The organism is Planomonospora antibiotica (assembly GCF_014647955.1).
Taxonomy (GTDB): Bacteria; Actinomycetota; Actinomycetes; order Streptosporangiales; family Streptosporangiaceae; genus Planomonospora; species Planomonospora parontospora.
The window spans coordinates 116,548-139,172 of record NZ_BMQE01000012.1; the positions used below are offsets into that span (position 1 = coordinate 116,548).

21 protein-coding genes are annotated in these 22,625 nt (G+C 73.6%); 8 read left to right on the plus strand and 13 right to left on the minus strand.

Going from position 1 to position 22,625, the window contains the following annotated elements; translation table 11 throughout:
- Positions 1–53 precede the first annotated feature (53 nt).
- Entirely contained in the window at positions 54–953 is a 900-nt protein-coding gene (locus tag IEZ06_RS14215) for a TIGR03619 family F420-dependent LLM class oxidoreductase (RefSeq protein ID WP_189237153.1), read from the minus strand.
- A gap of 211 nt (positions 954–1,164) precedes the next feature.
- Here IEZ06_RS14215 and IEZ06_RS14220 point away from each other — a divergent pair, with 211 nt between their 5' ends.
- Together IEZ06_RS14220 and IEZ06_RS14225 are read left to right on the plus strand one after the other, a co-directional pair.
- Positions 1,165–2,148: a phosphotransferase gene (locus IEZ06_RS14220; protein ID WP_229798112.1), complete on the plus strand. Its 984-nt coding sequence runs from the start codon at positions 1,165–1,167 to the stop codon at positions 2,146–2,148.
- Positions 2,149–2,193: 45 nt separating this feature from the next.
- A complete protein-coding gene (locus tag IEZ06_RS14225; protein ID WP_068893987.1) occupies positions 2,194–2,475 on the plus strand; it encodes a TFIIB-type zinc ribbon-containing protein in 282 nt (93 codons plus the stop codon).
- A 219-nt stretch (positions 2,476–2,694) separates the two neighbouring features.
- Here IEZ06_RS14225 and IEZ06_RS14230 read toward each other — a convergent pair whose 3' ends face one another.
- From IEZ06_RS14230 to IEZ06_RS14240, 3 genes are all read right to left on the minus strand, one after another.
- Positions 2,695–3,711 carry a hypothetical protein gene (locus tag IEZ06_RS14230; RefSeq protein ID WP_189237154.1) on the minus strand — a complete coding sequence of 339 codons (1,017 nt, stop codon included), beginning with the start codon at positions 3,709–3,711 and terminating at the stop codon, positions 2,695–2,697.
- 33 nt (positions 3,712–3,744) lie between these two features.
- Complete coding sequence (locus IEZ06_RS14235) at positions 3,745–5,397, minus strand: ABC-F family ATP-binding cassette domain-containing protein (RefSeq protein WP_203871952.1); 1,653 nt, start codon at positions 5,395–5,397, stop codon at positions 3,745–3,747.
- A 408-nt stretch (positions 5,398–5,805) separates the two neighbouring features.
- Positions 5,806–7,305, minus strand: a complete 1,500-nt coding sequence (locus tag IEZ06_RS14240; RefSeq protein WP_189237155.1) for a bifunctional phosphatase PAP2/diacylglycerol kinase family protein — start codon at positions 7,303–7,305, stop codon at positions 5,806–5,808.
- Between the two features lie 119 nt (positions 7,306–7,424).
- On the opposite strand from IEZ06_RS14240, the gene IEZ06_RS14245 reads away from it, so the two are divergent.
- From IEZ06_RS14245 to IEZ06_RS14265, 5 genes are all read left to right on the plus strand, one after another.
- Entirely contained in the window at positions 7,425–8,546 is a 1,122-nt protein-coding gene (locus tag IEZ06_RS14245; RefSeq protein ID WP_229798114.1) for a hypothetical protein, read from the plus strand.
- 2 nt (positions 8,547–8,548) lie between these two features.
- Positions 8,549–9,820 carry a toxic anion resistance protein gene (locus IEZ06_RS14250; RefSeq protein ID WP_229798116.1) on the plus strand — a complete coding sequence of 424 codons (1,272 nt, stop codon included), beginning with the start codon at positions 8,549–8,551 and terminating at the stop codon, positions 9,818–9,820.
- On the plus strand, positions 9,817–11,451 hold the full coding sequence (locus IEZ06_RS14255) for a vWA domain-containing protein (RefSeq protein ID WP_229798118.1): 1,635 nt from the start codon (positions 9,817–9,819) through the stop codon (positions 11,449–11,451). Before IEZ06_RS14250 ends, IEZ06_RS14255 begins: the two co-directional genes overlap by 4 nt.
- A complete protein-coding gene (locus tag IEZ06_RS14260) occupies positions 11,438–12,100 on the plus strand; it encodes a hypothetical protein (RefSeq protein WP_189237156.1) in 663 nt (220 codons plus the stop codon). Before IEZ06_RS14255 ends, IEZ06_RS14260 begins: the two co-directional genes overlap by 14 nt.
- 79 nt (positions 12,101–12,179) lie before the next feature.
- Positions 12,180–12,374, plus strand: coding sequence for a CsbD family protein (locus IEZ06_RS14265; protein WP_189237157.1), 195 nt, complete (start codon positions 12,180–12,182; stop codon positions 12,372–12,374).
- A gap of 148 nt (positions 12,375–12,522) precedes the next feature.
- On the opposite strand, the gene IEZ06_RS14270 is transcribed toward IEZ06_RS14265, so the two are convergent.
- Positions 12,523–12,945, minus strand: a complete 423-nt coding sequence (locus tag IEZ06_RS14270; protein ID WP_189237158.1) for a hypothetical protein — start codon at positions 12,943–12,945, stop codon at positions 12,523–12,525.
- A 127-nt stretch (positions 12,946–13,072) separates the two neighbouring features.
- Between IEZ06_RS14270 and IEZ06_RS14275 the strand changes: the two genes are divergently transcribed.
- Positions 13,073–13,657 carry a hemerythrin domain-containing protein gene (locus IEZ06_RS14275; RefSeq protein ID WP_229798120.1) on the plus strand — a complete coding sequence of 195 codons (585 nt, stop codon included), beginning with the start codon at positions 13,073–13,075 and terminating at the stop codon, positions 13,655–13,657.
- Between the two features lie 93 nt (positions 13,658–13,750).
- Here the strand turns inward: IEZ06_RS14275 and IEZ06_RS14280 are convergent, their stop codons facing one another.
- The 8 genes from IEZ06_RS14280 to IEZ06_RS14315 all read right to left on the minus strand — a co-directional run bounded on the left by IEZ06_RS14280 (position 13,751) and on the right by IEZ06_RS14315 (position 22,589).
- Complete coding sequence (locus IEZ06_RS14280; RefSeq protein ID WP_189237159.1) at positions 13,751–14,953, minus strand: hypothetical protein; 1,203 nt, start codon at positions 14,951–14,953, stop codon at positions 13,751–13,753.
- A gap of 154 nt (positions 14,954–15,107) precedes the next feature.
- Positions 15,108–15,890: a polyphosphate kinase 2 family protein gene (locus IEZ06_RS14285; RefSeq protein WP_189237160.1), complete on the minus strand. Its 783-nt coding sequence runs from the start codon at positions 15,888–15,890 to the stop codon at positions 15,108–15,110.
- A gap of 20 nt (positions 15,891–15,910) precedes the next feature.
- Positions 15,911–16,345 carry a protease inhibitor I42 family protein gene (locus IEZ06_RS14290; protein ID WP_189237161.1) on the minus strand — a complete coding sequence of 145 codons (435 nt, stop codon included), beginning with the start codon at positions 16,343–16,345 and terminating at the stop codon, positions 15,911–15,913.
- A 151-nt stretch (positions 16,346–16,496) separates the two neighbouring features.
- Positions 16,497–18,650, minus strand: coding sequence for a CehA/McbA family metallohydrolase (locus IEZ06_RS14295; RefSeq protein ID WP_189237162.1), 2,154 nt, complete (start codon positions 18,648–18,650; stop codon positions 16,497–16,499).
- Positions 18,651–18,768: 118 nt separating this feature from the next.
- Positions 18,769–19,392, minus strand: a complete 624-nt coding sequence (locus tag IEZ06_RS14300; RefSeq protein WP_189237163.1) for a GTP-binding protein — start codon at positions 19,390–19,392, stop codon at positions 18,769–18,771.
- The gene (locus IEZ06_RS14305; RefSeq protein WP_189237164.1) at positions 19,373–19,759 is read right to left on the minus strand and encodes a DUF742 domain-containing protein; all 387 of its coding nucleotides are present in this window, start codon (positions 19,757–19,759) and stop codon (positions 19,373–19,375) included. Before IEZ06_RS14305 ends, IEZ06_RS14300 begins: the two co-directional genes overlap by 20 nt.
- A complete protein-coding gene (locus IEZ06_RS14310) occupies positions 19,756–20,187 on the minus strand; it encodes a roadblock/LC7 domain-containing protein (RefSeq protein WP_068893998.1) in 432 nt (143 codons plus the stop codon). Before IEZ06_RS14310 ends, IEZ06_RS14305 begins: the two co-directional genes overlap by 4 nt.
- A 77-nt stretch (positions 20,188–20,264) precedes the next feature.
- The gene (locus tag IEZ06_RS14315; protein WP_189237165.1) at positions 20,265–22,589 is read right to left on the minus strand and encodes a sensor histidine kinase; all 2,325 of its coding nucleotides are present in this window, start codon (positions 22,587–22,589) and stop codon (positions 20,265–20,267) included.
- Between the last annotated feature and the right edge of the window lie 36 nt (positions 22,590–22,625).

Below are 22,625 nucleotides of genomic sequence, written 5' to 3' on the forward strand. Positions count from 1 at the left end.
CTGTCTGGAGACAACCAGGATGACAGGTCCATAGTGACCGGCGCACCGCGCCGTCAGGGGGCGAGGGCCTCCAGCGCGGCCTCGGCCCGGCGCATCGACTCCTCCGGGTCGGCGTCGGGCGAGCCGATCTCCGGGTCGAAGTTCAGGTCGTGGAAGACGTCGGTGACACCCCGGGCCGCCAGGTCCGCCACGTCCTCGCGGATCTCCTCGAACGACCCGCTCAGCGGCGCGCGGTCCGCGGCCCCGGCGGGCCGGATCCGGGTGACGCCCCGGGTGACGAAGCGCAGCGCCCCCGGGTCGCGTCCGGCGGCACGGGCCGCCTCCCCGACGACGGCGATCTTCTCGTCGATGCGGGACAGGTCCTCCCGGCTGGAGCTGATCCAGCCGTCCGCGAGCCGTCCCGCGCGCCGCAGCGCCACCTCCGCGCTCCCGCCGAGCAGGATCGGCGGCGGCGTGTCGGGCCGGGGGGCCTGGTGCACCGGCGGCAGCCGGTAGAACCGGCCGTCGTGCGCCACGGTCTCCTCCGACCAGAGCCTGCGCAGCAGGCCGACGAACTCCTCCCCGCGTGCGCCCCTGCGCTCGAACGGCGTCCCGGACGCGGCGAACTCCTCCGGCAGCCAGCCCAGCCCCAGCCCGGCGTCCAGCCGGCCGCCGGAGACCGCCTGCAGGCTCGCGAGCTGCTTGGCCAGCAGCGCGGGCGAGAAGAACGGCATGTTCAGCACCGCCACGCCCAGCCGGACGCGGCTGGTCGCACCCGCCAGGTAGGCCAGCGTGACCACCGGGTCGTGCACGCTGCGGTAGACCGGGCCCATCGGGTGGCCCTGCGGGTAGAGCAGCCGCTGGAAGGTCCACAGCTCGTGGTAGCCGAGCTCCTCGGCCCGCCGGGCGATGCGGACCATGTTGGCGGGCGTCGCCCACGACCCGGACACCGGCACCGCGAATCCGATCCTCATGCCGAGCACCTTACGCGCCCCGCCTGCGGCTCACGCGCCCGCCGCGGCAGGACGGGGCGGGGTGGGCGGAGCCCGGCCCGCCTCCCGGGGCGGAGCAGTCCGCCGGATGGGCGATGTCCCCGGGCGGGCGGAACCTCCCAGATAGGCGGAACCTCCCGGAAGGGGAGACTTGCGAGTGAGCGGAACCTCCCGGATCGGCGAGACTTGCGGGGTGGACGAGACTCTGCGGGCGAGCGGCGAACTGATCGACGAACTGAGCCGGATCGGCCTCCGGTACGGCGACGCGCCCCCCGTGGTGCTGCCCACCCGCCCGGACGTGGTGATCGTGCGGGCCGGGTCCGTGGTGGTCAAGGCGCACGCCCCCGGAGCCGGACGGGAGCCGCTGGAGGCGCGGATGCGGGCCGTCGCCGGTCCCGAACTGCGCGGGATCCTCCTGGAGCCGGTGACGGGCGAGGTCATGGCCGCCGGGGACCGGCTGGTCACCGTCTGGCCGGCCGGTACACCGGTGGATCCCGAGGACCCGGACGCGGCCCCCTGGGAGGCGGGGGCGCGGCTGCTGGCCGGGTTGCACGCCGTACCGGCCGGGGCGCTGCCGCCGCTGCCGCCCGCGGGCGGGCCCGCGCGGGTCGGGAGGACCGTCGCCCGCCTGGCCTCCGGTCCCGCCGCCTCCGCGGCCGAGCGCGTCGTGCGCCGCGCCTTCGACTGCCTGCCCGGGCTGCCCGCGCTGCCCGGACCGGACGGACGGCCGGCCGGTCCCGGTCTCCCGCACGCCGCCGGGGAGCGCCCGGCCGGGCCGTGCTCACTGGCGCACGGCGACTGGCACCTGGGGCAGATGGTCCGCGTCCGGGGCGAGTGGATCCTGATCGACGCCGACGACCTGGGAGTCGGAGATCCGGCCTGGGACCTGGCCCGGCCCGCGGCCTGGTTCGCGGCCGGCCTGCTGGAGCCGGAGGTCTGGCACCGCTTCCTGGCGGCCTACCGCGCCGCGGGCGGGTGCGCCGTGGGAGCCGGCGGCGACCCGTGGGAGCGGCTGGACCTCCCGGCCCAGGCGCTCACCGTGCAGCTCGCGGCGGCGGCGGTGGCGGCGGCCGGGCGGGCGGGGCGGGAGTTGGACGAGGTGGAGCAGGTGCTGATCGACTCCTGCCAGAGGATTGTCCGGTTCCGGAGCGCCTGCCATAGTGCTGACACGCAGTAGGTTGTTGTTACGACGACCCGATGCCAAGGCAAGGAGATCGACCACATGCAGTGTCCGAAGTGTCGCGGCAACATGCGCACGTACGAGCGCAATGGTGTCCACATCGACCAGTGCGACGGTTGTCGCGGGATCTTCCTGGACTACGGCGAGCTCGAGACGCTGACCCGCATGGAGAGTCAGTGGTCCCAGCAGCACGCCGCCCCCGCCCCGCCGCCCCCGCCGCCGGCCCACGGCGCCCCGGGCTGGGGAGCCCCGGCCCCGCACTACGGCGGCCACTACGGCCACCACCGCCAGCGCAGCTGGGTGGGCATGCTCTTCTCCACCTGATCGGGTCCTGATCGGGTCCCGATCGGCTCAGGGGGGATGACACGAGACCGCGGCCTCGGAGAGGTCGCGGTCTTCGCGTACCGGCGTCTTCGCGTACGGGCCTCTTCGCGCACGGGCGTCTTCGCGTACGGATGGATCACGCGCCCAGGGGCACCCGAGCGGGGTCACGCGCCGCTCCGGCCGGGCCCGGCCGGAGCGGTCGCCGGAGAACCGCGGCGGTCAGTTCGGGAACTTGTCCGGGTCCACCGGCTTGGAGCGGACGGTGCCGCCCTTGACGGCGTGCAGGGTGAGCGTCCAGTTGTTCCAGCGGATGTACCCGCCGGAGCTGGTGGTCCTGAACTTCACGCTCTTGCCGAACTCGGTGAACCCGCACGAGCGGGTGAACGCCTTGGCGCCGGAGTCCCAGTCGGTGCCGGTGGTGTAGAAGACGCGGTAGCTGCCGTCGCGCACGCCCGGGACCGTGGCCTTGGACTTCTTGCGCACGTAGAGGCTGAACGCCTTCTTCTTGCCGCGCATCACCACGACGACGGCGTCGCGCGAGCCGCCGTTGTGCACCTTCATCGAGCCCCGCCCGGTACGGCTCTCGGACTGGATGATCTTCCCGTTGGACAGGCGGCGGGTCTTCTGTTTGGCGGCCTTCACCGAGACGACGTCGGCCGGGTAACCGGTCAGCGCCGCGGCGGCCTCCTTCATGTCGGCCAGGTCGCCGGCGCGGTCCAGCTTCGTCAGCACCGCGGGGCCGGTGCACGTCTCCTGCGCCAGCACGTCCGGGCGCGCCCCGTCGAGGGCCGTGCCGAACGTGCGCAGCGCGTCGAGGTAGGTGGCGTGCTGGACGGCCAGCTCGGGCGGGGCCGCCAGCGTCTCCAGCCGGGAGGCCGCCTCGCTCACCGCCGTGGCGGCCTGGCCGATCCGCTTGTCGAGGTTCTTCAGCCCGCCGGTGTCGGCCACCTTCCTGAGGGCGTCCCGGACCGGGCCCCGCGCCTGCTGCAGCTCGGCCCGGTAGGCCTCCGCGGTCAGGGTGGACGGGGAGGGCGTGGCGCTCGCGGCGGTGCCGCCGGACGAGGTGCCGGCCGGGGCGCCGAGCGATCCGACCACTCCGCTCGCGGTGGCCTGTCCTGCGACGGGCCGGACGCCGGTGGTGGAGGTGCAGGCGGCCAGGGCCAGGGCGGTGGCCGCGGTGGCGGTCGCGGCGAGCGCGGCGCGGGAGCGCGTGCGGGGGGCAGCCAGGGGACTCATCTGCCCCACTATCGCCCGGTTGATCAGCCCACGTCAAACCTCCTCACGGACAGGGGAGGCCGGCTGCTCCGACAGCGCGCCCGCCCGGTCCAGGGTCAGTCGGCGGGTGATCCCGACGGACTCCAGGAACGGCTCGTCATGGCTGGCCACGACCAGCGCCCCCCGGTAGGCGCCCAGCGCCTGCGCGAGCTGCCGGACGCTCGCCAGGTCGAGGTTGTTGGTCGGCTCGTCCAGCAGCAGGAGCCGCGGCGGCGGTTCGGCGGAGAGCAGCGCCGCGAGCACGGCGCGGAACCGCTCACCCCCCGAGAGCGTCGCGGCGGGCCGGTCGGCCCGGTCGCCCCGGAGCAGGAAGCGGGCCAGCCTGGCCCGGACCTCGTTGGCGGTGGCCGACGGCGCGAACCTGCGGACGTTGTCCACCACGCTGAGCCCGTCGTCCAGCAGGTCGAGCCGCTGCGGCAGGTACCGCACGCCGGGCACGCCCACCGCGACGGCTCCCTCCACCGGTTCCAGCTCTCCGACGACCGTGCGCAGGAGCGTGGTCTTGCCCGACCCGTTGGGGCCGGTCAGCGCGACGCGCTCCGGCCCCCGGACGACGAGCTCCTCCACCAGCGTCCCGCTCGCGGTCCGCAGGCCGGTCACGGTCAGCACGGTCTTGCCCGCGGGCACCGCCGTCTCCGGCAGCCCGATCCGGATCTCGGGGTCGTCGCGGACCGCGGACTCGGCCTCGCCGAGCCGGTCGCGGGCCTCGGCGAGCTTGCCTGCGTGCATCGTGCGGTGCTTGCCCGCCGCGACCTGCGCCTGGCGCTTCCGCTCCTGCATGATGATCTTCGGTTCGCGTTTGCGCTCGTACATCGTGTTGCCGTAGCGCACCCGGCGGGCCAGCTTCACCTGCGCCTCCTCCCACTCGCGCTTCTGCCGCCGCACGTCGGCCCCGGCCGTGCGGACCATCCGCTCGGCGGTCTCCCGCTCGGCGGCGAGCATCTCCTCGTAGGCCGCCAGGTTCCCGCCGTACATCCGGACCGCGCCGCCGGACAGGTCGGCCACGGTGTCCACCAGCTCCAGCAGGGCCCGGTCGTGGCTGACCACCACCAGCACGCCGGTCCACGCCTCCACCGCGGCGTACAGGCGGTGCCGGGCGTCCAGGTCGAGGTTGTTGGTCGGTTCGTCCAGCAGCAGCACCTCGGGACGGCGCAGCAGCAGCGCGGCCAGGCCCGCCATGACGGTCTCGCCGCCGGACAGGGTCGCGACCGTCCGGTCGAGGCCGACGTGGCCGAGGCCGAGCCGGCCGAGTTCGGCGCGGGCGCGCTCCTCGACGTCCCAGTCGTCGCCGATCACCGCGAAGTACTCCGCCAGTTCGTGCTCGGCGACCTCGCCGCGCTCGACGGCCAGCAGCGCGTTCCGCCGGTCCGTGATGCCGAGCAGGTCGGAGACGGTACGGCCGGCCGCCAGGGTGAGGTTCTGCGGCAGGTGGCCGGTCTCCCCGTTGACGGCGACCGACCCGGAGAGCGGGGCGAGCTCACCCGCGACGAGCTTGAGCAGGGTGGACTTGCCCGACCCGTTGACGCCGATCAGGCCGGTACGGCCGGCCGGGAAGGCGGCGTCGAGACCGTCCAGCACGACGGTGCCGTCCGGCCAGGCGAACGAGAGGCGGTCGCAGACGATGGAGGAAGGGATGGAGGATGACATGGGCGGCTCCCGGGAATGTGTCGTGGCTTCGGGGACACGGGAGACACCGCGGGCACGCACGCCTCGGCAGGGAAGAGCCCACAAAAAAGCGCCGTCGGAGACGGGGAGGCTCCACTGAGGTCAGGTGCGCGCCGGGCCGCAGAGCGGCTCTCACAGCGCGGTGTCCGAACCTCAGAACTCCACCGGACTCCCCAGATGACGGCGACAGGACGTCATCGACGGTACGTCGCGGACCCGGAGGCGTCAACCCTTTTCCCGCCCGGACGGCGGCCCGAGGCCGTACGGGCACCGGAACCCGGGCCGCCCGGACGGCGGGACCGGAGGTCGACGGCCACCGGGCCGCCCGGACGCTCGGGGTCCGAGGCCGTACGGACATCGGAGCGACGCCGCCCGGACGCGTCGCGCCGCTCAGCCGAGGGGACGGAACACCAGGAGCGAGCGGGGTCGCTTGGCGAACTCCACCTCGCCGGAGACGGTGAACACCTCGCCGTCGCACGCGAGCCGCACCCGGCCCGAGGGGGAGGACACTCGGAGCGTGTCGGCCTGCCACTGCTGGTAGTGGCGTGACAGCCGGAACCTGCCGGTCAGGACGCTGAGGAAGGCCCGCGCCCGCGGCAGCCGACCGGCCGCGGTCAGGATCCGCACGTCCAGCAGGCCGTCCTCCAGCCGCTCGCGCCGGGTGGGCGCCGCCCCGCGCACCTGGTGGCGGCAGTTGCCCACGAAGACCAGCCAGACCCGGCGCGGCACGCCGTCCACGACGAGGTCGGCGGGGCGCGCGCCACCCGGCCCGAGCACCTCGGCCATCGCCCACAGCAGCGCGGGCCACTTGCCGATCCGGCCCTGCCGCCGCTGCCTGCGGGCCAGCACCTCCGGGTAGATGCCCATGCTCGCCGAGCCGACGAAGGGCCGTCCGGCGGCCTCCCCGACGTCGACGGTCACCAGGTCACCGGAGCGGTAGGCGTCGACGGCGTCGTCCACGGTCAGCAGCCCGAGCGCGCGGGCGAAGTCACCGGGCGCGCCCGAGGGCACGACCAGCAGCGGGACGGCGGTCCGCAGCGCCTGCCCGGCGACCCGGCTCACCACGCCGTCGCCCCCGGCCACCGCGAGCACCTTGGCGCGGGAGGCGGCCTCGCCCACCACCTGTGCGAGGTCGTCCCCGGGGCCGGGCTCGTAGATCTCGGCTCTCGGGAGCGCGGCGCGCAGCGCGTCCGCCGTCCTCGTCCCGGCCTCCGCCCCGGCGAACGCGGCCTCCCCACCCTCCTCCCCCGCGCCGCGCCCGGCCCCCTCGTCCACCACGGCGACCAGTCCCTCCCCTTCCGGGTCGAGCCGGACGGGAGGCGCGGTGACGGCGGCGCGGGCCCGTCCCGCCTCGGCCGCCTCCGGCCACAGCCGCAGGGTGAGCACTCCCGCCGCCACCCCGACGGCCGCCCCGGCCAGCACGTCCCCCGGATAGTGCACGCCGGTGTAGACCCGGGAGAAGCAGACCCCGGCGGCCAGCAGCCCGACCGGGACCGCGACGGCCCGGGGCGCCTCCATGGCCACGGCGGCGGCGAACGCGGCGGCCGAGGCCGAGTGGCCGGAGGGGAACGACGCGGACAGCGGCATCCTGACCAGCCGCGCGAGCGGGAGCCCGTCCGGGGACGGCCGGTTCCGGCGGAAGGCCTGCTTGCCCACCAGGTTGACCAGCGGGCTGGCCAGGCTGACCGCGAGCAGGCCCCGGGTCGCCGCCCGGCGCAGCGGGCGCCTGCCGCTGACCGCCAGTGTCCCGGCGATGCCGGCCCAGAGCAGGGAGTTGTCCGCCGCGCGTGACAGGGCCGGAACCACGCGTTCGAGGCCGGGGAGCCGCGCGCCCGCCACGGCGGCGAACAACCGCCGGTCCATCCTGCCGAGCCGCTCCCGCAACCGCATCGTCCCCACCCTCTCGAATGACGGGCAAATGAACAGGCACTTAATTCTGCCGACCATCCCCATATCCCACGCGCACCTCTTTTATTCGCCCCAGATAATTCCCATCAAAAGTGTTTTCCATGAAATGGGGTGCGATGAAGCGGTCGCTCGGCATCGCCCTGGCACTGCTGCTCGCCGCCGTGGTCGCGGTCGCCGTCCATCTCGGCAACGGCGGCGGCGAGCCCGTCGTCGTCCGGGGGGTCATCGGCTCGGAGAAGGAGCCGTTCTTCAACGACCCCCGGGTGCGCGCGGCGTTCGAGAAGCACGGGCTGCGGGTGGAGGTGGAGACCGCCGGGTCACGGCAGATCGCCACGGAGTCCGACCTGGACGGCTACGCGTTCGCCTTTCCCTCCAGCCTCCCCGCGGCGGAGAAGATCAGGAAGGACCGGAAGGTCACCCGGGTCTTCTCCCCCTTCCACTCGCCCATGGCCGTGGCCACCTTCGAGCCGGTCGTCCGCGTCCTGGCCCGCGCCGGGCTGGTCCGCGACTCCGGCCGGGGCCACCAGGTCCTCGACCTCGCCGCCTACCTCGACCTGGTCGCCGAGGGCACCCGCTGGGACCGGCTGCCCGGCAACACCGCCTATCCGGCGCGCAAGCGGGTGCTGCTGACCACCACCGACGTGCGGACCTCCAACTCCGCCGCCATGTACCTGGCGATGACCAGCTACGTCGCCAACGGCGACGACGTGGTCAACTCCGCCGCGCAGGTGCCCGGACTGGCGGAGAAGCTGGCGCCGGTCTTCCTCGACCAGGGTTACTCGCAGGCCTCCAGCGAGGCGCCGTTCCAGGACTACCTGGTCATGGGGTCGGGCAAGACCCCGATGGTCGTGATCTACGAGGCGCAGTACCTTTCCCGGCTGTTCTCCGGCGACGGGTCGATCACCTCCGACATGCGGCTGCTGTACCCGGCGCCGACCGTGCTCAGCAAGCACACGCTGGTGCCGCTCGGCGAGCAGGGGGAGCGGGTCGGCCGGCTGCTGACCGAGGACCCCGAGCTGCGCGCCCTCGCCGCGCGGCACGGCTTCCGCACCGCCGACCCCAAGGCGTTCACCGACCTGGTCGCCGAACACCGGGCGCCGGTCGCGCGCAACCTCGTGGACGTGGTCGAGCCGCCCGCCTACGAGCACCTGGACCAGCTCATCACCGGCATCGAACGGCGCTACGCCGGCGGCGCCGCACCGCGGACCGAGGGAGGGTCCTGACCGTGACAGAGAGTACGGGGAGCACCGAGAACGCCGGGACCGCCGGAAACGCCGCGGGCACGGCCGGAAGCGGCCTGACGCTCACCCCACCCGGAACCGGGGTGGACGGCCTGACGCTCACCCCGCCCGCCCCGGTGACGGCCGTCCCGGCGCAGCAGGCCGCGGACATGCTGCCGCTGCCCGAGGAGCGCCGGGCCGAGCTGACCGCCAAGGCCCGTGACTTCGCGGCGGAACTGGCCTCGATGGACCCCCGTACGCCGGACTTCACCCGCCGGGTGGACGACATCGCCTCGATGGGCGACGGCGAGATTCGCTCCGCCTCGCAGGTGGCCGGCCGCATGCTCGGCCGGCCGGTGGCGGCCCTGTCCGCGGGCGGGGGCGAGGGCGCCGACGCCCAGGCCCGGGTGGCGGGACGGCTGGTGGAGCTGCGCCGTACCGTGGTGGACCTCGACCCGAAGCAGGCGGCGGGCGGGCCGCGCAGACTGCTGGGGCTGATCCCGTTCGGCGACCGGCTCCGCGACTACTTCGCCGGGTACGCCTCCGCCCAGAGGCACATCGATGACATCGTCCGGGCGCTGAAGTCCGGACAGGACGAGCTGCTCAAGGACAACGCCGCGATCGAGGGCGAGAAGGCGAACCTGTGGGAGGCGATGACCCGGCTGCAGGAGTACGCGGTGCTGGCCGCCGCGCTCGACGCCGCGATCGAGGAGCGCCTGCTCCACCTGGAGGCGGCCGACCCGGAGCGGGCGACCGCGCTCCGCTCGGACGCGCTGTTCGCCGTACGGCAGAAGCACCAGGACATCCTCACCCAGCTGGCCGTCTCCGTGCAGGGCTACCTGGCTCTGGACCTGGTCCGCAAGAACAACCGGGAGCTGATCAAGGGTGTGGACCGGGCGACCACCACGACGGTCGCCGCGCTGCGCACCGCGGTGATCGTGGCCCAGGCGCTGGCGAACCAGAAGCTGGTGCTGGACCAGATCACCGCGCTCAACACCATGACCGGCGACCTGATCCTGGCCACCGGCGAGATGCTCCGCACCCAGGCCGGCGCGATCCAGAACCGGGCCGCCGCCACCACCGTGGACATGGACACGCTGCGCCGGGCGTTCGACGACGTCTACGCCACCATGGACATGATCGACTCCTTCCGCGCGCAGGCCGTGCGGAACATGGCCGTCACCGTGGAGAGCCTGACCGTCGAGCTGGAGCACGCCAGGACCTACGTCGAGCGGGCGGCCTCGCGGGCCGTCGAGCAGCCGGAGCCGGGCCGGTGAGCGCGACGCCCGGCGGCGCCCGCCGCAGCGCGCGCGGGGCAGGCAGGACAGGCAGGACACGGAGGCCACGGGGAACGGCGGGGCTGCTGCGCCGGCCGGTCGCCGCCGCGGTGGCGGCGGTGCTGGTGCTCGGCCTGGCGGCGTGCGGCGCCGGCGGCGAGCCGCAGGACGGACCGGACGTGCTGCGGGTGCTGGCCGGCAGCGAGGTGGCGGATCTGGAGCCGCTGCTGGAGCGGTCCGGCGTGAAGGTGAAGCTCACCTACACCGGCACCCTGGACGGGGCCGAGCAGGTGGCGTCCGGCGGCGCCGACGGCCGGTACGACGCCGTCTGGTTCTCCTCCAACCGCTACCTGTCGCTGATCGACGGCGCGCGGGCCCGGCTGTCCACCGAGACGCGGACCATGATCTCCCCGGTGCTGCTCGGCCTGCGCACCGCCAAGGCCGCCGAGCTCGGCTGGGCGGACGGCAGAGCCACCTGGGAGGAGATCGCCACCGCCGCCCGCGACGGGCGCTTCACCTTCGGCATGACCAACCCGGCCTCGTCCAACTCCGGCTTCTCCGCGCTGGTCGGCGTGGCCGCCGGACTGTCGGGCGCGGCCGGGGCGCTGACCGCCGAGCAGGTCACCGCGGTGACGCCGCGACTCAAGGAGTTCTTCGCCGCCCAGAAGCTCACCTCGGGCTCCTCCGGCTGGCTGGCCGAGGCCTACGCGCGAGGCGGCGGGGTGGACGGCCTCGTCAACTACGAATCGGTGCTGCTGGGCATGGAGGGCCTGACCCTCGTCCGCCCGTCCGACGGCGTGGTGACCGCGGACTACCCGCTGACCCTGCTGGCCTCCGCCCCGGCGGAGAAGAAGGAGCTGTACGGCAGGCTGGCCGCCTGGCTGCGCGCGCCGGACACGCAGCGCGAGATCATGACCGGCACCCACCGGCGGCCCGCCGTACCCGGGGTGCGGCCCGGTCCGGAGTTCGGCGCGGAGCCGTTGCTGGAGCTGCCGTTCCCCAACCGCCGGGCCACCGCCGACGGGCTGATCACCGCCTACCTCGACGAGATGCGGACCCCGGCGCACGCGTTGTTCGTGCTGGACACCTCCGGTTCGATGCAGGGCGAGCGGATCGACGCGCTGCGCCGGGCCCTGGTCACGCTGACCGGCGCCGACCGCTCGGCCTCGGGGGCGTTCTCCCGGTTCCGCGCCCGCGAGACCGTGACCATGATCCCGTTCAGCGGGGGCGTGGGCGAGACGCGCACCTTCCACCTGCCCGAGAACGCGCCGCAGCAGGTGCTCGCGGACATCGGGCGGTACGCCGAGGGACTCCGGGCGAGCGGCGGCACCGCGATCTACGACGGGTTGCGGGCCGCCTACGCGGAGAGCGTCAGGGCCGATCCCGGCCACTACACCTCGATCGTGCTGATGACCGACGGGAAGAACACCGACGGCGCCTCCTTCGAGGACTTCGAGTCGCTGTACCGGATGGTCCCGCAGGGACGGCGGGCGCGGACCTTCGTGGTGCTGTTCGGCGAGAGCGACGCAGGGGAGATGGAACGCGTCGCGACGCTGACCGGGGGCGCCGTCTTCGACGCCCGCGACGGCTCCCTGGCCGAGGCCTTCAAGGAGATCCGTGGCTACCAGTGACCGGCGCCGCCGCGGGAGGGGCCGGGCCGGTTCCGGCGACGGGGTGCTGCGCTATCTCGGCTCCACCCGGAACATCGCCGGCTGCGCGCTCGCCCTGGCCGGCCTGGCGGCGCACTTCCTCGGGCTGGCGGGCACGCTCTGGCCGCTGGTGGTGGGCGGCCTGTACGGCGTGGGCGCGCTGCTGGCCCCGCCCGAGCGGCCCCGGCCGGCCGTCTCCCCCGCCGAGGCCGAGACCGGCGCGCTCCGCGCCGACCTGGACGCGCTGCGCGGGCGGGTGACCGGTCCCGGACGGTTCCCCGCCGACGTGACGGCCCGCGTGGAGGACCTGGCCGGACTGCTGGCGGGCATGCTGGAGCGGGCGGAGGCGCTGGCCGCCTCCCCCGACCACCTGCACGTCGTCTCCCGGACGATCCGCGACTACCTGCCGGCGAGCCTGGACGCCTACGCCGCCCTGCCCCGCGCCTACGCGCTGGAACGCCGGGACGGCCGGGAGCGCAGCGCCCACGAGGAGCTCCTGGCCCAGCTCGGCCTGCTGGACGACGCACTCCGCGAGATCGCTCGCGCCGTGCACCGGGGTGACGAGCAGGCCCTGCGCGACCAGGGCCGCTTCCTGCGCGACCGGTTCGGCCGCTCCGAACTGGACCTGTAGTGGTGCCCGCGGTGTTTGCCCCGCGGCTGCGGGGATAGGGGCTGTCCTCGTCGGAGAACGCACCTACGGAGGGACGATCATGGGCACCGAGGACAAGATCTCCAACAAGGCCGAGGAGCTCAAGGGCCGGGCCAAGGAGAACGTGGGATACGCCACCGGCGACGAGGACCTGCGCGCCGAGGGCCGGGCCGACCAGGCCGAGGGGAACATCAAGCAGGCGGGCGAGAAGGTGAAGGACGCCGGCAAGAAGATCAAGGACGCCTTCAAGGGCTGACGTGCCGGACACGGAAGCGGCGGAGGACGGGATCGAGCGTCCTCCGCCGTTTCCGTGTCGGCTTCCGCGCCGGTTTCCATGTCGCCGGTTTCGTCGGCTTCCGTGCCGGTTTCCGTGTCCGGCCGCCGGCCGCCCGCCCGCACCGCGCTCACCTCCGCCCGGCGGGACTCCGGCCGGTGCTCCCGCGGCCCGCGCGGCGGCGGGACCACAGCAGGATCCACGCGGCCTCCGCCGCCGCGTCGAGCAGGTAGGTGGCCCGGATGCGCCCCTTGGGCACGTAGACCAGGTCGATCGCCAGGAGGGTCGCCGCCGTGGCGATCCCCACCCGCCGGGCGTGCTCACGGCCTTCCGGAGTGGCCGCGCCCCGCAACTGGGACCAGCCCACCCCGACCAGCAGCCCGGCCACCGTGCGGACCAGCCAGTCGTCCTCCTTCGGGCCGAAGACCTTCTCGAAACTCGGCAGGTGCACCAGCGGCCACACCCCCGACGCAACGTTGAACGCCCCGTGGCAGCGCGCCGCCCACGGTGTGCCCGTCCCCTGCTCCGGGTCTCGCCCCGCACCTGCTTCCACGTCTTCTCCCATGCGTCGCCGGTGCCCCGCCCATCGCGGGGCAAACGCCCCGGAGCAGGGGTGCGGCAGCGGCCTGGTTTCGGCCCGCGGACACGGGTAGGCCACCGGTACACGAAGGGAGAACGACATGGCAGAGCACCGGACGGTGCCCGAACTGATGGAAGAGAACGACGTCGTCGACCTGCTGATCCGGCAGCACGCGCTGATCAGGGACATGTTCGACGAGGTCGAGAAGGCGTCCGGCACCGAACGGGGCGAGGCGTTCCAGCGGCTGGTCCGGATGCTGGCCGTGCACGAGACGGCCGAGGAGGAGATCGTGCACCCCTACGCCCGCCGCAAGCTGGAGGGCGGGGACGCGGTGGTGGACGACCGCCTGGCAGAGGAGCACGAGGCCAAGAAGCTCCTGATGGAGATGGACAAGGCGGGTCCCGAGGACTCCCGGTTCATGACGAACCTGGCCGTGCTGCGGGCCTCCGTGCTCGCCCACGCCAGGAGCGAGGAGCGCTACGAGTTCACCCAGCTGCGCGCCCGCACCAGCGAGACCGAGCGCCGGGCGATGGCCGCCGGCCTGAAGGCCGCCGAGGCGATGGCCCCCACCCACCCCCACCCCGGCGTCGAGTCGGCGACCAAGAACCTGCTGATCGGCACCCCGGTGGCGATGATGGACCGGGTCCGCGACGCCATCCGCAACGCGATGGGCAAGGACGGCTGAGCCCGCCCCGCACGCCGTACGGCCCGCACCCCTGGGAAGAGGGGTGCGGGCCGTACGGTGTGCGGGCGCCGGGCGGGCGCCCGCGACCGGCGCCTACCTGATGCCGCGGAGGCTGGCGACCGGGTGCTCGCCCTCCGTCTGGTGGCGGTACTCCCGGCCGGACTTGGCGCGGTTCTCGTCGATGACGAGCTCGCTCGGCGGCTTCTCCCCGCCGTGGATGGACGCCTGGAGCTTCTCGAACCGCTCGTGCATCTCCTGCACGTAGCCGGTGCCGATCGTGGTGTAGTCGATCTGCGTGGCCAGCAGCTCTCGCACGTACTCCTTGTTCGGCTCGAAGGTCACCGGGGCCGGCAGGTACGGGGCCACGACCGCCTCGGGGTCGCGGCCGTCGTGCCGCTTGAACAGCTCGGCGGCGATGCGCAGGTGCTCCAGCTCCATGTTGAGGTGGAGCTCCCAGACCGCCTTCACCTTCGGGTCGGACTCGGTCTCCATGAACGAGTGGTACAGGTAGCACTCGTTGTACTCGTGGTTGAGCAGCATCTCCCACCACGTCTCCCCCGGGTCCACCAGGGACTCGTAGTGGGTGACGTGCTCCTCCTCGATGAGCCCGATCTCCTGGTAGAGCTGGCGGGCGATCGGCTCCATGTAGGTCGGGCCGACGTTCATGTAGAAGTTCATGGTCTGCTGCTCGGCCGCCATGATCGTCAGGGCGTGCAGCTTCGAGATCGGCTCGGTGACGCTCCTGTCGTACGGCGCGCGCACGTTGTCGATCGGATGGCGGTGGTGCAGGTAGGTCGGGCGGCCGGGCATGACCTCGGTCAGCCCGTCGACGATCTTCTCCGCCTTGCGGTGCTCGATCATCTCGAACAGGTTGGCGTAGCGGTACAGGTGGTCGAAGTCCTCCAGCACGCCGAACTGGTAGGCCTGCTTGAGGTAGGGGTCCGGCTCCATCCGCGCGACCCAGGCGGTCAGGTCCACCGCGACCTGCTCGTAGGCGAGCGTGGTCTCCAGCACCGAGGCCAGTCCCGGCAGCAGCCAGTTGACGACCTTCTGCTGCTGGGCCTCGATGTAGCGGACCTCGGCCAGCTGCTGCTTGACCAGCGGATCCGGGCAGTGCCGGGCCATGTGGTGGCTGAACATGATCGCTTCGACCTCGATGCCGTTCATCGCGATGATGCGGCACCGGGTGTAGGGATCGGAGTGGTCGGGGTCGATCGGGTTGACGTTCAGCTCACGCCAGTTGCGCAGCTGCCGGTCGAGCGGGATTCCCCGCTCCTGCAACGGATTGAAGGTCATTCGCCTCTCCTCGTTCGGTGGCCGTAGGCGTGGATCGGCTGCCCTACCCGCTCATTCCGCGGAGCAACCCGGCCTCATCCGCCACCTTCCCCGGACTGTCCCTCCCCCCTGGTCGTGGCAGGAAAAATCATCGTCAACCGCCCGTTCCGCCTGGTCAGTCCTGGTCGGTCGAGTCGGGGGCCGGGTCGCTCAGGTCGTAGCCGCGGGCCGACAGCTCGGCCTCGACCGCCGCGCACACCGCCTCCACCACCGTGACCCGGGCCAGGCGCTTGTCGTCGCCGGGCACGATGTGCCAGGGCCCGTCCGGGTGGTCGGTGCGCTCCAGCATCTCCTCCACCGCGATCTCGTACTGCGGGCGCTTCTCCCGGTTGCGCCAGTCCTCGGCGGTGAGCTTCCAGGCGCGCAGCGGGTCGTCGGCCCGGTCCTGGAAGCGCCGGAGCTGCTCCTCCTCCGAGACGTGCATCCAGAACTTGACGAGGATCATGCCCTCGGCGGCGAGGGTCCGCTCGAACTCCACGATCTCGCCGTAGGCCCGCCGCCACTGGTCCTCGGTGGCGAAGCCCTCGACCCGCTCCACCAGCACCCGCCCGTACCAGGACCGGTCGAGCACCGCCATGCCGCCCCAGCCCGGCAGGACGGGCCAGAACCGCCACAGGAAGTGGTGGCGCTTCTCGTCGTAGGTCGGGGCCGCGAACTGGGCGACCCGCACGTGCCGCGGGTCGAGCGGGCGGACCAGCCGCTTGATCGCGCCGCCCTTGCCGGAGGCGTCCCAGCCCTCGAAGACGACGCAGAGCGGCGGGCCGATGCGCTTGTCCCCGATCTGGCCGCCGAGCATGAGGCGCAGTCTCAGCAGGCGGTGCAGCGCGGCGTCGAGCCGCTCGGACGCCTCCTTCTTGTGCAGTCTCCGGGACAGGTCGATCTCAGCCAGTCGGTTCATGCCTCCCAGACTGGCACGCCTCAGCGCACGGTGATCCGGAAGGTCGCCGCGCCGGAGAGGCGGCGGCTCTGCTCGTCGGCCGGGACCCGGTCCGCCGCGCAGCGCCAGCAGTTGGAGAGGGTGACGGCGGTCGTGCCGGGGCGCTTGGCGTTGAAGACGAAGTAGCGGGTGCCGCCCCCGCCGGTGGTGCCGGGCTCGCCCTCGTGCTCGTACTCGTCGCTGATGAACGAGGCCACGGCCACGTCGGGCAGCGCCTCCATCCGCCAGCTGTCCCCGACGGAGGCGTTCTCGTCCACCGCGAGGGAGAAGCGCTGGCCGGGGGCGACCTCGACCTGGACGGTCGTGCCGATCCGCCCCTCGGTCACCTTCCCGTGGTCGCGGACGGCGGAGCCCGCCCCGCAGCCGGCGACCGGCAGCGCGACCAGCGTCAGGGCCGTCCCTGTTCGAAACCTCACGCGGGCCAGGGTACCGAGCGGGGCGCCGGGGGACCGGGCGAGACCCCGGAGCGGGCCGGCCGGGGCCCGGGAGGGACCGGACGCGGCCCGGAACGGACCGGACGCGGCCCCGGAACCGGCCGGACGCGGCCCCGGAACCGGCCGGGCGGGGTCAGCGCAGCCGGCTCCGGTACACCGCGCGGGCCCGGTCGTACAGGGCCAGGTGGTCGGCGAGCTGCCCGGCGGTCTCGAAGCGGCCCTCCTCGCGGACCATCGCCTCCAGTCCGTCCAGCCACTCCAGGCACCAGCGGACGTCCTCGGGGCGGGCCACCCGGCGGCCGTCCGCGTCGAGGTGGACCGGGCTGGTGTGCGCGTACACGCCGACGGGGTGGAAGCTGCGCTCGTGCGGCCCGCCGGAGGCGACCGCGACCACGTACGTCGGCTCGTCCACGACCAGCTCCGCGGTCACCTCGGTGACCGGCGCACCACCCGGCCCGCCGCCCGGCCCCGCGGCGGTGACACCACCGGCGGAACCCGCGACGGTCACAGCACCGACGGAACCCGCGACGGTCACAGCACCGACGGAACCCGCGACGGTCACACCGCCGCCGGGTCCCGCGGCGACCACCCCGTCGGCGGTGCGGATCTCCAGCCGCTCCACCTCCGGGCCGACCGCCCTGGCCGTCACCGTCACCCGGGCTCCCGGTCGCAGGTCCAGGGTGTCGCCCGGCCCGTGCCCGTCCACCGACAGCTCCAGCCACGGTCCGGTGGTGCCGAAGGTACGGCCCCACCGGATCGCCTCGGCGAACGACTCCGCGGTGAGCGCCCCCTCCACCCGGGCGTACACCCGTGCCCAGCCCGGCGGGCTGGACTGGCAGCCCCGGCGGGCGAAGGAGAGCATGGAGTCGGTCCCGGCGGTGACCGCCAGCCGGTTGCCGGCTCCGAGCAGGCGCCGGTAGACGAGGGCGGTCGCCTCGACCGAGGAGTGGTTGAGCACGTCGAGGGCGTCGACCAGGCCGAGCGCCGCGTCGGCGACGATCTCCCGCGAGGAGCAGTTGCGCCGCCGGTGCAGGACCGCCTGCGGGCCGTCGGTCTCGGAGACCGGGGTGTGGAAGGGGTGGCTGTAGCCGGTGACCGCGCCCAGCGCCCGCAGCTCCTCGCAGGCCGTGCTGTTGGGCGGCCAGTCGGCGGTGCCGAGGAAGCCGGTGTGGAAGCGGGAGGGCGGCGCGGCCGGGGCGAAGGCGTAGAAGTGACCGAGCAGGTCGTTGCGGTACTCGACGCCGAGCCGGGCCAGGTGGGTGGCGTCCGACCACGGCAGGTCCTTGCCCGCCCAGTGCTCCAGTGCCTCGGCGTCGTAGACCCGCGTCGAGGAGACGTTCCCGGCGACCAGGTTGAGCACGTGCAGGTCCTCGCCGTGCTGCATGGCCGCGGCCAGGCCGGGGGTGCCGACCATGTCCCCGGCCCAGTTGAGGTGGACGTGCATGTCCCCGCCGTACCAGCCCCGGGCCGCCGCGTCGTGGAGCCGCCCGGGGACCAGTTCGACCAGCGTCTCCTCCCCCGCGACCGGGGTGACCGCCGCCTCCGCGGAGCCGTACTCCATGCCGCGGGCCACCCGGACGGTGAGCGGCTCGGCGGGGACGTCGAGCACCAGGTCGTCGCCGTGGAAGTAGGGGCGCACGTGGGCGTCGCGGCGGTGCGGGGCGCCGGCCGGGTACCAGCCCTGGCCGTGCTCGCCGTACACGCTCCACCGGCACGGCATGCCCGCGCGCACCCGCAGGCGGGCGGCGGCTGCGGGGCGGGTCAGCGGGGCCAGATCGATCCTCGACCCGTCGGCGGCGACCTCGCTGCCGGAGGTGATCCGGACCAGCAGCGCGCCGCGCGGGGTGATCTCGTGTGCGCGGCCGTCCACCAGCACGGTCGCGGGCCCGGTGCGGGCGGAGTCGACGAGCAGGGTCGTCTCCAGGGGCCGCCCGTCCAGTACGGCCTGCGTCTTCGCCTCCAGCACCGCCCCGTCGCCGGTGAGGCGGAGCACCGCCAGGTTCTCCAGCACCTCTCCGGCGAGGACGTCCCTGACCACCTCGGCCATGTCGAGCTCGACGAGGTGGTCCTCCAGGTCCCGGGGGTCGGCGTCCGGGTGGCGCTCGGCGACCTTCCGGTGGCAGACGCCCCAGAAGTCGCGCGGCCCCATCAGGTAGGCGTCGGCGGCCATCGACTTGACGTAGAAGATCGGGTCCTCGCCCCAGGTGACCCCGTGCTCGGCCAGCAGCGTCCGGTAGTCGTCCAGCGCCCCGGCCACCGCCGGGGGGAGAGCGGGATCGTCGCACATGCATGCTCCTCGGGCGGGCTCGTCATGATCGCCGCAATCGTGGCACGGCGCGCACGGACCGCCAGGAACGCGTCCTTCCGATGAGATGATTTATCCCTACTCGGGTGGACATATTTCTCTACCGGGTGGTCTCCAGCCTCCCCGGATCCGCGGCCCGGCCGAGGCGGACCTTCATCGCGTGCTCCACCAGGGTGATCAGGATCTCCTTGCCCGACTGCCGCCTGCGCGCGTCCCCGAGCACGATCGGGACGTCCTCGGGGAGGGTCAGCCCGAGCCGCACCTCGTCCAGGTCGTAGCGGCGGGCGCCGTCGAAGCAGTTCACCGCGACGATGAAGGGCGTGTCCCGCCGCTCGAAGTAGTCCAGCGACGGGAAGCAGTCGGCCAGCCTGCGCGTGTCGGCCAGCACGACCGCGCCCATCGCGCCGAGCGCCAGCTCGTCCCAGAGGAACCAGAACCGCTCCTGGCCGGGGGTGCCGAACAGGTAGAGCCGGTAGGCGTCGCCGATGGTGATGCGGCCGAAGTCCATCGCGACGGTCGTGGTGCCCTTGCCCTCCACGCCGGACAGGTCGTCGATCCCGACCCCGCGGTCGGTCAGCGTCTCCTCGGTGCGCAGCGGCTCGATCTCGGAGACGGCGCCGACCAGGGTGGTCTTGCCCGCTCCGAACCCGCCCGCGACCAGGATCTTGATCGCCCTGGGCAGCACGGCCCGCCCGGCGTCGCGGCTAGAGCGCACGGAGTCCATCCAGCACCGCCTGATACAGCCTCTCGTCGTTCATGTCCGTCTCCGTCTGGGGTTCCTGCAGGGTGATGTAACCCTGGTCGAGCAGGTCGCTGAGCAGCACGCGGACGGTGCCCGCGGGCAGGTTGACGTGCGCGGTGATCTCCGCCACCGACTGCGGCTGGGCGCAGAGCCGCGCGATGGCCAGGCACTCCGGCCCGAGTTCCGTCTCCCCCGGCGTGACGGGCCGGAGGGTCACCGCCAGCGTGATGAGGTCGAACCGGCCGCGGGCCGGTTCGGTCCGGCCCCGGGTGAGGACGTACGGCCGGACGATCGGGCCCGCCTCCTCGTCGACCCACTGGACGTCGGGATGCTCGTCGCGGGAACTCATCCGGCCGCGTCGCCCTTGGCCGGGGCACCCGCCGTCCGGGCGGGCGAGGTGAGGTACTGCCCGACGCGGGTGACGAGCATGGCCATCTCGTAGGCGACCAGGCCGACGTCGGCCTCGTGCGTGCAGAGCACCGCCAGGCAGGCGCCCTGCCCGGCCGCGGAGACGACGAGGTAGGCCGAGCGCATCTCGATGATGGTCTGGCGCACCGCTCCGCCGCCGACCCGGTCGCTGACCCCCCTGCCCAGGCTCTGGATCGCCGACCCCACGGCGGCCAGGTGCTCGGCGTCGGCCGGGCTCAGCCCCGCCGAGGCGGCCATGAGCAGCCCGTCGGTGGAGAAGACGATGCCGTTCTCCGCTTCGGCCACGCGTGTGACCAGGTCGTCCAGCAACCAGGCCAGGTCGGTGACGGATCCTGTTCCCTGCACCACTTGTCGTCCTCTCTTCGCCGTTCGGGCTCCGGCCTCCGGCGCCCGCGGGCACGCGTGGATCACGGTCGTCGCTGGGGTCACGCGGACGGCCTGCCGCCGTCCGCGGATCCTCCGTCCCCGGTGAGCAGCTGCGCGGCGTCGGACCGGCCCCGGCGCGTTCCCGCCTGGAAGGAGGAGAAGGCGGCGCGGATCTCCTCGGGGGAACGCTCGCCGTCCTCCGCGGGCGGCTCCGGCTCCGGGAGCGGGTCGTCCTCGCGCAGCGGCACGGCGAGGTGGGTCTGGGGGACCCGGCGCGGCAGGCCGCCCGGGGTGTGGCTGGTGTCGGGCGGCGGCAGGATGGAGGGCGAGGAGGAACCGGAGACGGCGGCGTCCGCGCCGGCCTCCGCCCGCCCGGGGACCGACACGCGTCCCTCGGCCTCCGCCCGCCCGGGGACCGACACGCGTCCCTCGGCCTCCGCCCGGGTCGCCGGGACGGCCCCGGTGCGGGCCGCCGGGACGCTCACGCCGCCGGAGTCCTCGGAGCCCGCGCCCTGGACGACGAGCCCCTGCGGGATCAGCACCACGACGGTGGTGCCGCCGTACGGCGAGGCCTTGAACGTCACCCGGACGCCGTGCCGCTCGGCGAGCCTGCTGACGACGTACAGGCCCAGCCGGGCGTTGCCCGCCAGCTTGAGCTCGGGCGGGTTGGCGATCCGCTCGTTGGCGGAGGCGATGTCCTCCTCGCTCATGCCCAGGCCCCGGTCCTCGATCTCGATGGCGTAGCCGTGAGCCACGCTGTGCCCGACGACCTTCACCGTCGTGTAGGGCGGGGAGAAGGAGGCCGCGTTCTCGACCAGCTCGGCCACGAGGTGGATCACGTCGCCGACGGCCCGCCCGTCCAGCGACGCCTCCCCCATCGGGAGCACGTCGACCCGGGTGTAGTCCTCGATCTCCGCCAGCGCTCCGCGCACCACGTCGAGCATGGGCACCGGGTCCCGCCAGGCGCGGCCGGGGGCGGCCCCGGCCAGGACGAGGAGGTTCTCCGCGTAGCGGCGCATGCGGGTCGCCAGGTGGTCCAGCCGGAACAGGTCGCGCAGTTCCTGCGGGTCCTGCTCGCGCCGTTCCATGGTGTCCAGGACGGTCAGCTGGCGGTGCACGAGGCCCTGGGTCCGGCGGGCGAGGTTGCGCAGGATGTCGGCGATGTCGCGGCGGAGCTGGGCCTGCTCGACCGCGACCTTGATCGCGGTCCGCTGGACGGCGTTGAACGCCTGGCCGACCTGCCCGATCTGGTCGTCGCCGAACTGCAGCGGCGGGGCCTCGGCCGCGATGTCCACCTCCTCACCGTGGCCGATCCGGTCCACCACGCCGGGCAGCCGCTTGTCGGCCAGCTCCCAGGCTGCGACCCGCAGCTTCTCGAGCTGCTGGATCAGGGCGCGGGCCGTGGTGATGGACAGGACCACTGAGGCGATGACGGCGATGAGTCCCAGGCCGCCGGCGAGCGCGAGCCGTACGATGACGCCGGCGGCGACCGGGGTGGACTGCTCGACCAGCCTGTCACCGGCCCTCAGCACGATCTGCCACAGTTCCGCCTGAACACGCTGCGCGGAGGCCGTCCACTGCCCGGCGTCGACCCGGCCCGCCGCCCGGCCCTGGAGCAGCAGGTCCTCCATCGCGCGCAACCGGATGAAATCCTCGCCGCGGGTCAGCCGGCCGTACTCCTCCTGGACGGCGGCGGGCGACTCGGCCACCGCCTGGGCGGTGAGGAAACGCTGGGTGCCGACGATCTGCGTGAACAGGACACGCTCGCCGTCGGTGAACCGCCCCGCCGTCAGAGCGCCCGCGGCCAGGGCGTCCTCCTGGGCCAGGATCTCCGCGGCATCGGTCAGGTCGATGAGCGTACGGGTGGTCTTGGCGATCTCCTCGTCGTCCAGGACCGCCATGGCGTCGTAGACACGCCGGAGTGCGTCGATGACGCCGGTGAACGCCTCCGCGCTCCGGAGCCGGTCCAGGCGGCTGTCGTCGATCGCCTGACGGGCGGCGCCCAGACCGTCCAGCCGCCGGAGGACCCCGTCGATACGCCGGACGAGCTCTTCGCTCGCCGCCAGTCCCACGTCGGCGGAGGACGAGCGCTCACGCAGGTTCGCCCCGGCCTCGTCGGTCCGCTTGCGCTGGGCCATCAGCGCCTCGCGCTGCCGGGCGTCCTCGCCGGAGGCTCCCAGCAGGGTCACCGTGAGCCGCCGCTCGGCCTGCAACTCGACCAGGAGCCGCTCACTCGGCTCGGCCACACCGGAGTTCAGCGTCGCCACGCCCAGCATGTTCAGACCGTCACGGACGGTGACCCACGCGGTGAACGCCCAGAGGGCCGCGAGCGACATCAGCAGCGCCGTGACCTTGGTCCGCAGACGCGCATTGCGCAAGCGCATGACACCACCCTGGGAAAATGAAAAGAAATAGCATTA

Coding starts and splice junctions, on each gene's coding strand:
- IEZ06_RS14215 (WP_189237153.1), bottom strand. CDS start 953: ATGAGGATCGGATTCGCGGTGCCGGTGTCCGGGTCGTGGGCGACGCCC.
- IEZ06_RS14225 (WP_068893987.1), top strand. CDS start 2,194: ATGCAGTGTCCGAAGTGTCGCGGCAACATGCGCACGTACGAGCGCAAT.
- IEZ06_RS14230 (WP_189237154.1), bottom strand. CDS start 3,711: ATGAGTCCCCTGGCTGCCCCCCGCACGCGCTCCCGCGCCGCGCTCGCC.
- IEZ06_RS14235 (WP_203871952.1), bottom strand. CDS start 5,397: ATGTCATCCTCCATCCCTTCCTCCATCGTCTGCGACCGCCTCTCGTTC.
- IEZ06_RS14240 (WP_189237155.1), bottom strand. CDS start 7,305: ATGCGGTTGCGGGAGCGGCTCGGCAGGATGGACCGGCGGTTGTTCGCC.
- IEZ06_RS14245 (WP_229798114.1), top strand. CDS start 7,425: ATGAAATGGGGTGCGATGAAGCGGTCGCTCGGCATCGCCCTGGCACTG.
- IEZ06_RS14265 (WP_189237157.1), top strand. CDS start 12,180: ATGGGCACCGAGGACAAGATCTCCAACAAGGCCGAGGAGCTCAAGGGC.
- IEZ06_RS14275 (WP_229798120.1), top strand. CDS start 13,073: ATGGCAGAGCACCGGACGGTGCCCGAACTGATGGAAGAGAACGACGTC.
- IEZ06_RS14280 (WP_189237159.1), bottom strand. CDS start 14,953: ATGACCTTCAATCCGTTGCAGGAGCGGGGAATCCCGCTCGACCGGCAG.
- IEZ06_RS14285 (WP_189237160.1), bottom strand. CDS start 15,890: ATGAACCGACTGGCTGAGATCGACCTGTCCCGGAGACTGCACAAGAAG.
- IEZ06_RS14295 (WP_189237162.1), bottom strand. CDS start 18,650: ATGTGCGACGATCCCGCTCTCCCCCCGGCGGTGGCCGGGGCGCTGGAC.
- IEZ06_RS14300 (WP_189237163.1), bottom strand. CDS start 19,392: ATGGACTCCGTGCGCTCTAGCCGCGACGCCGGGCGGGCCGTGCTGCCC.
- IEZ06_RS14305 (WP_189237164.1), bottom strand. CDS start 19,759: ATGAGTTCCCGCGACGAGCATCCCGACGTCCAGTGGGTCGACGAGGAG.
- IEZ06_RS14315 (WP_189237165.1), bottom strand. CDS start 22,589: ATGCGCTTGCGCAATGCGCGTCTGCGGACCAAGGTCACGGCGCTGCTG.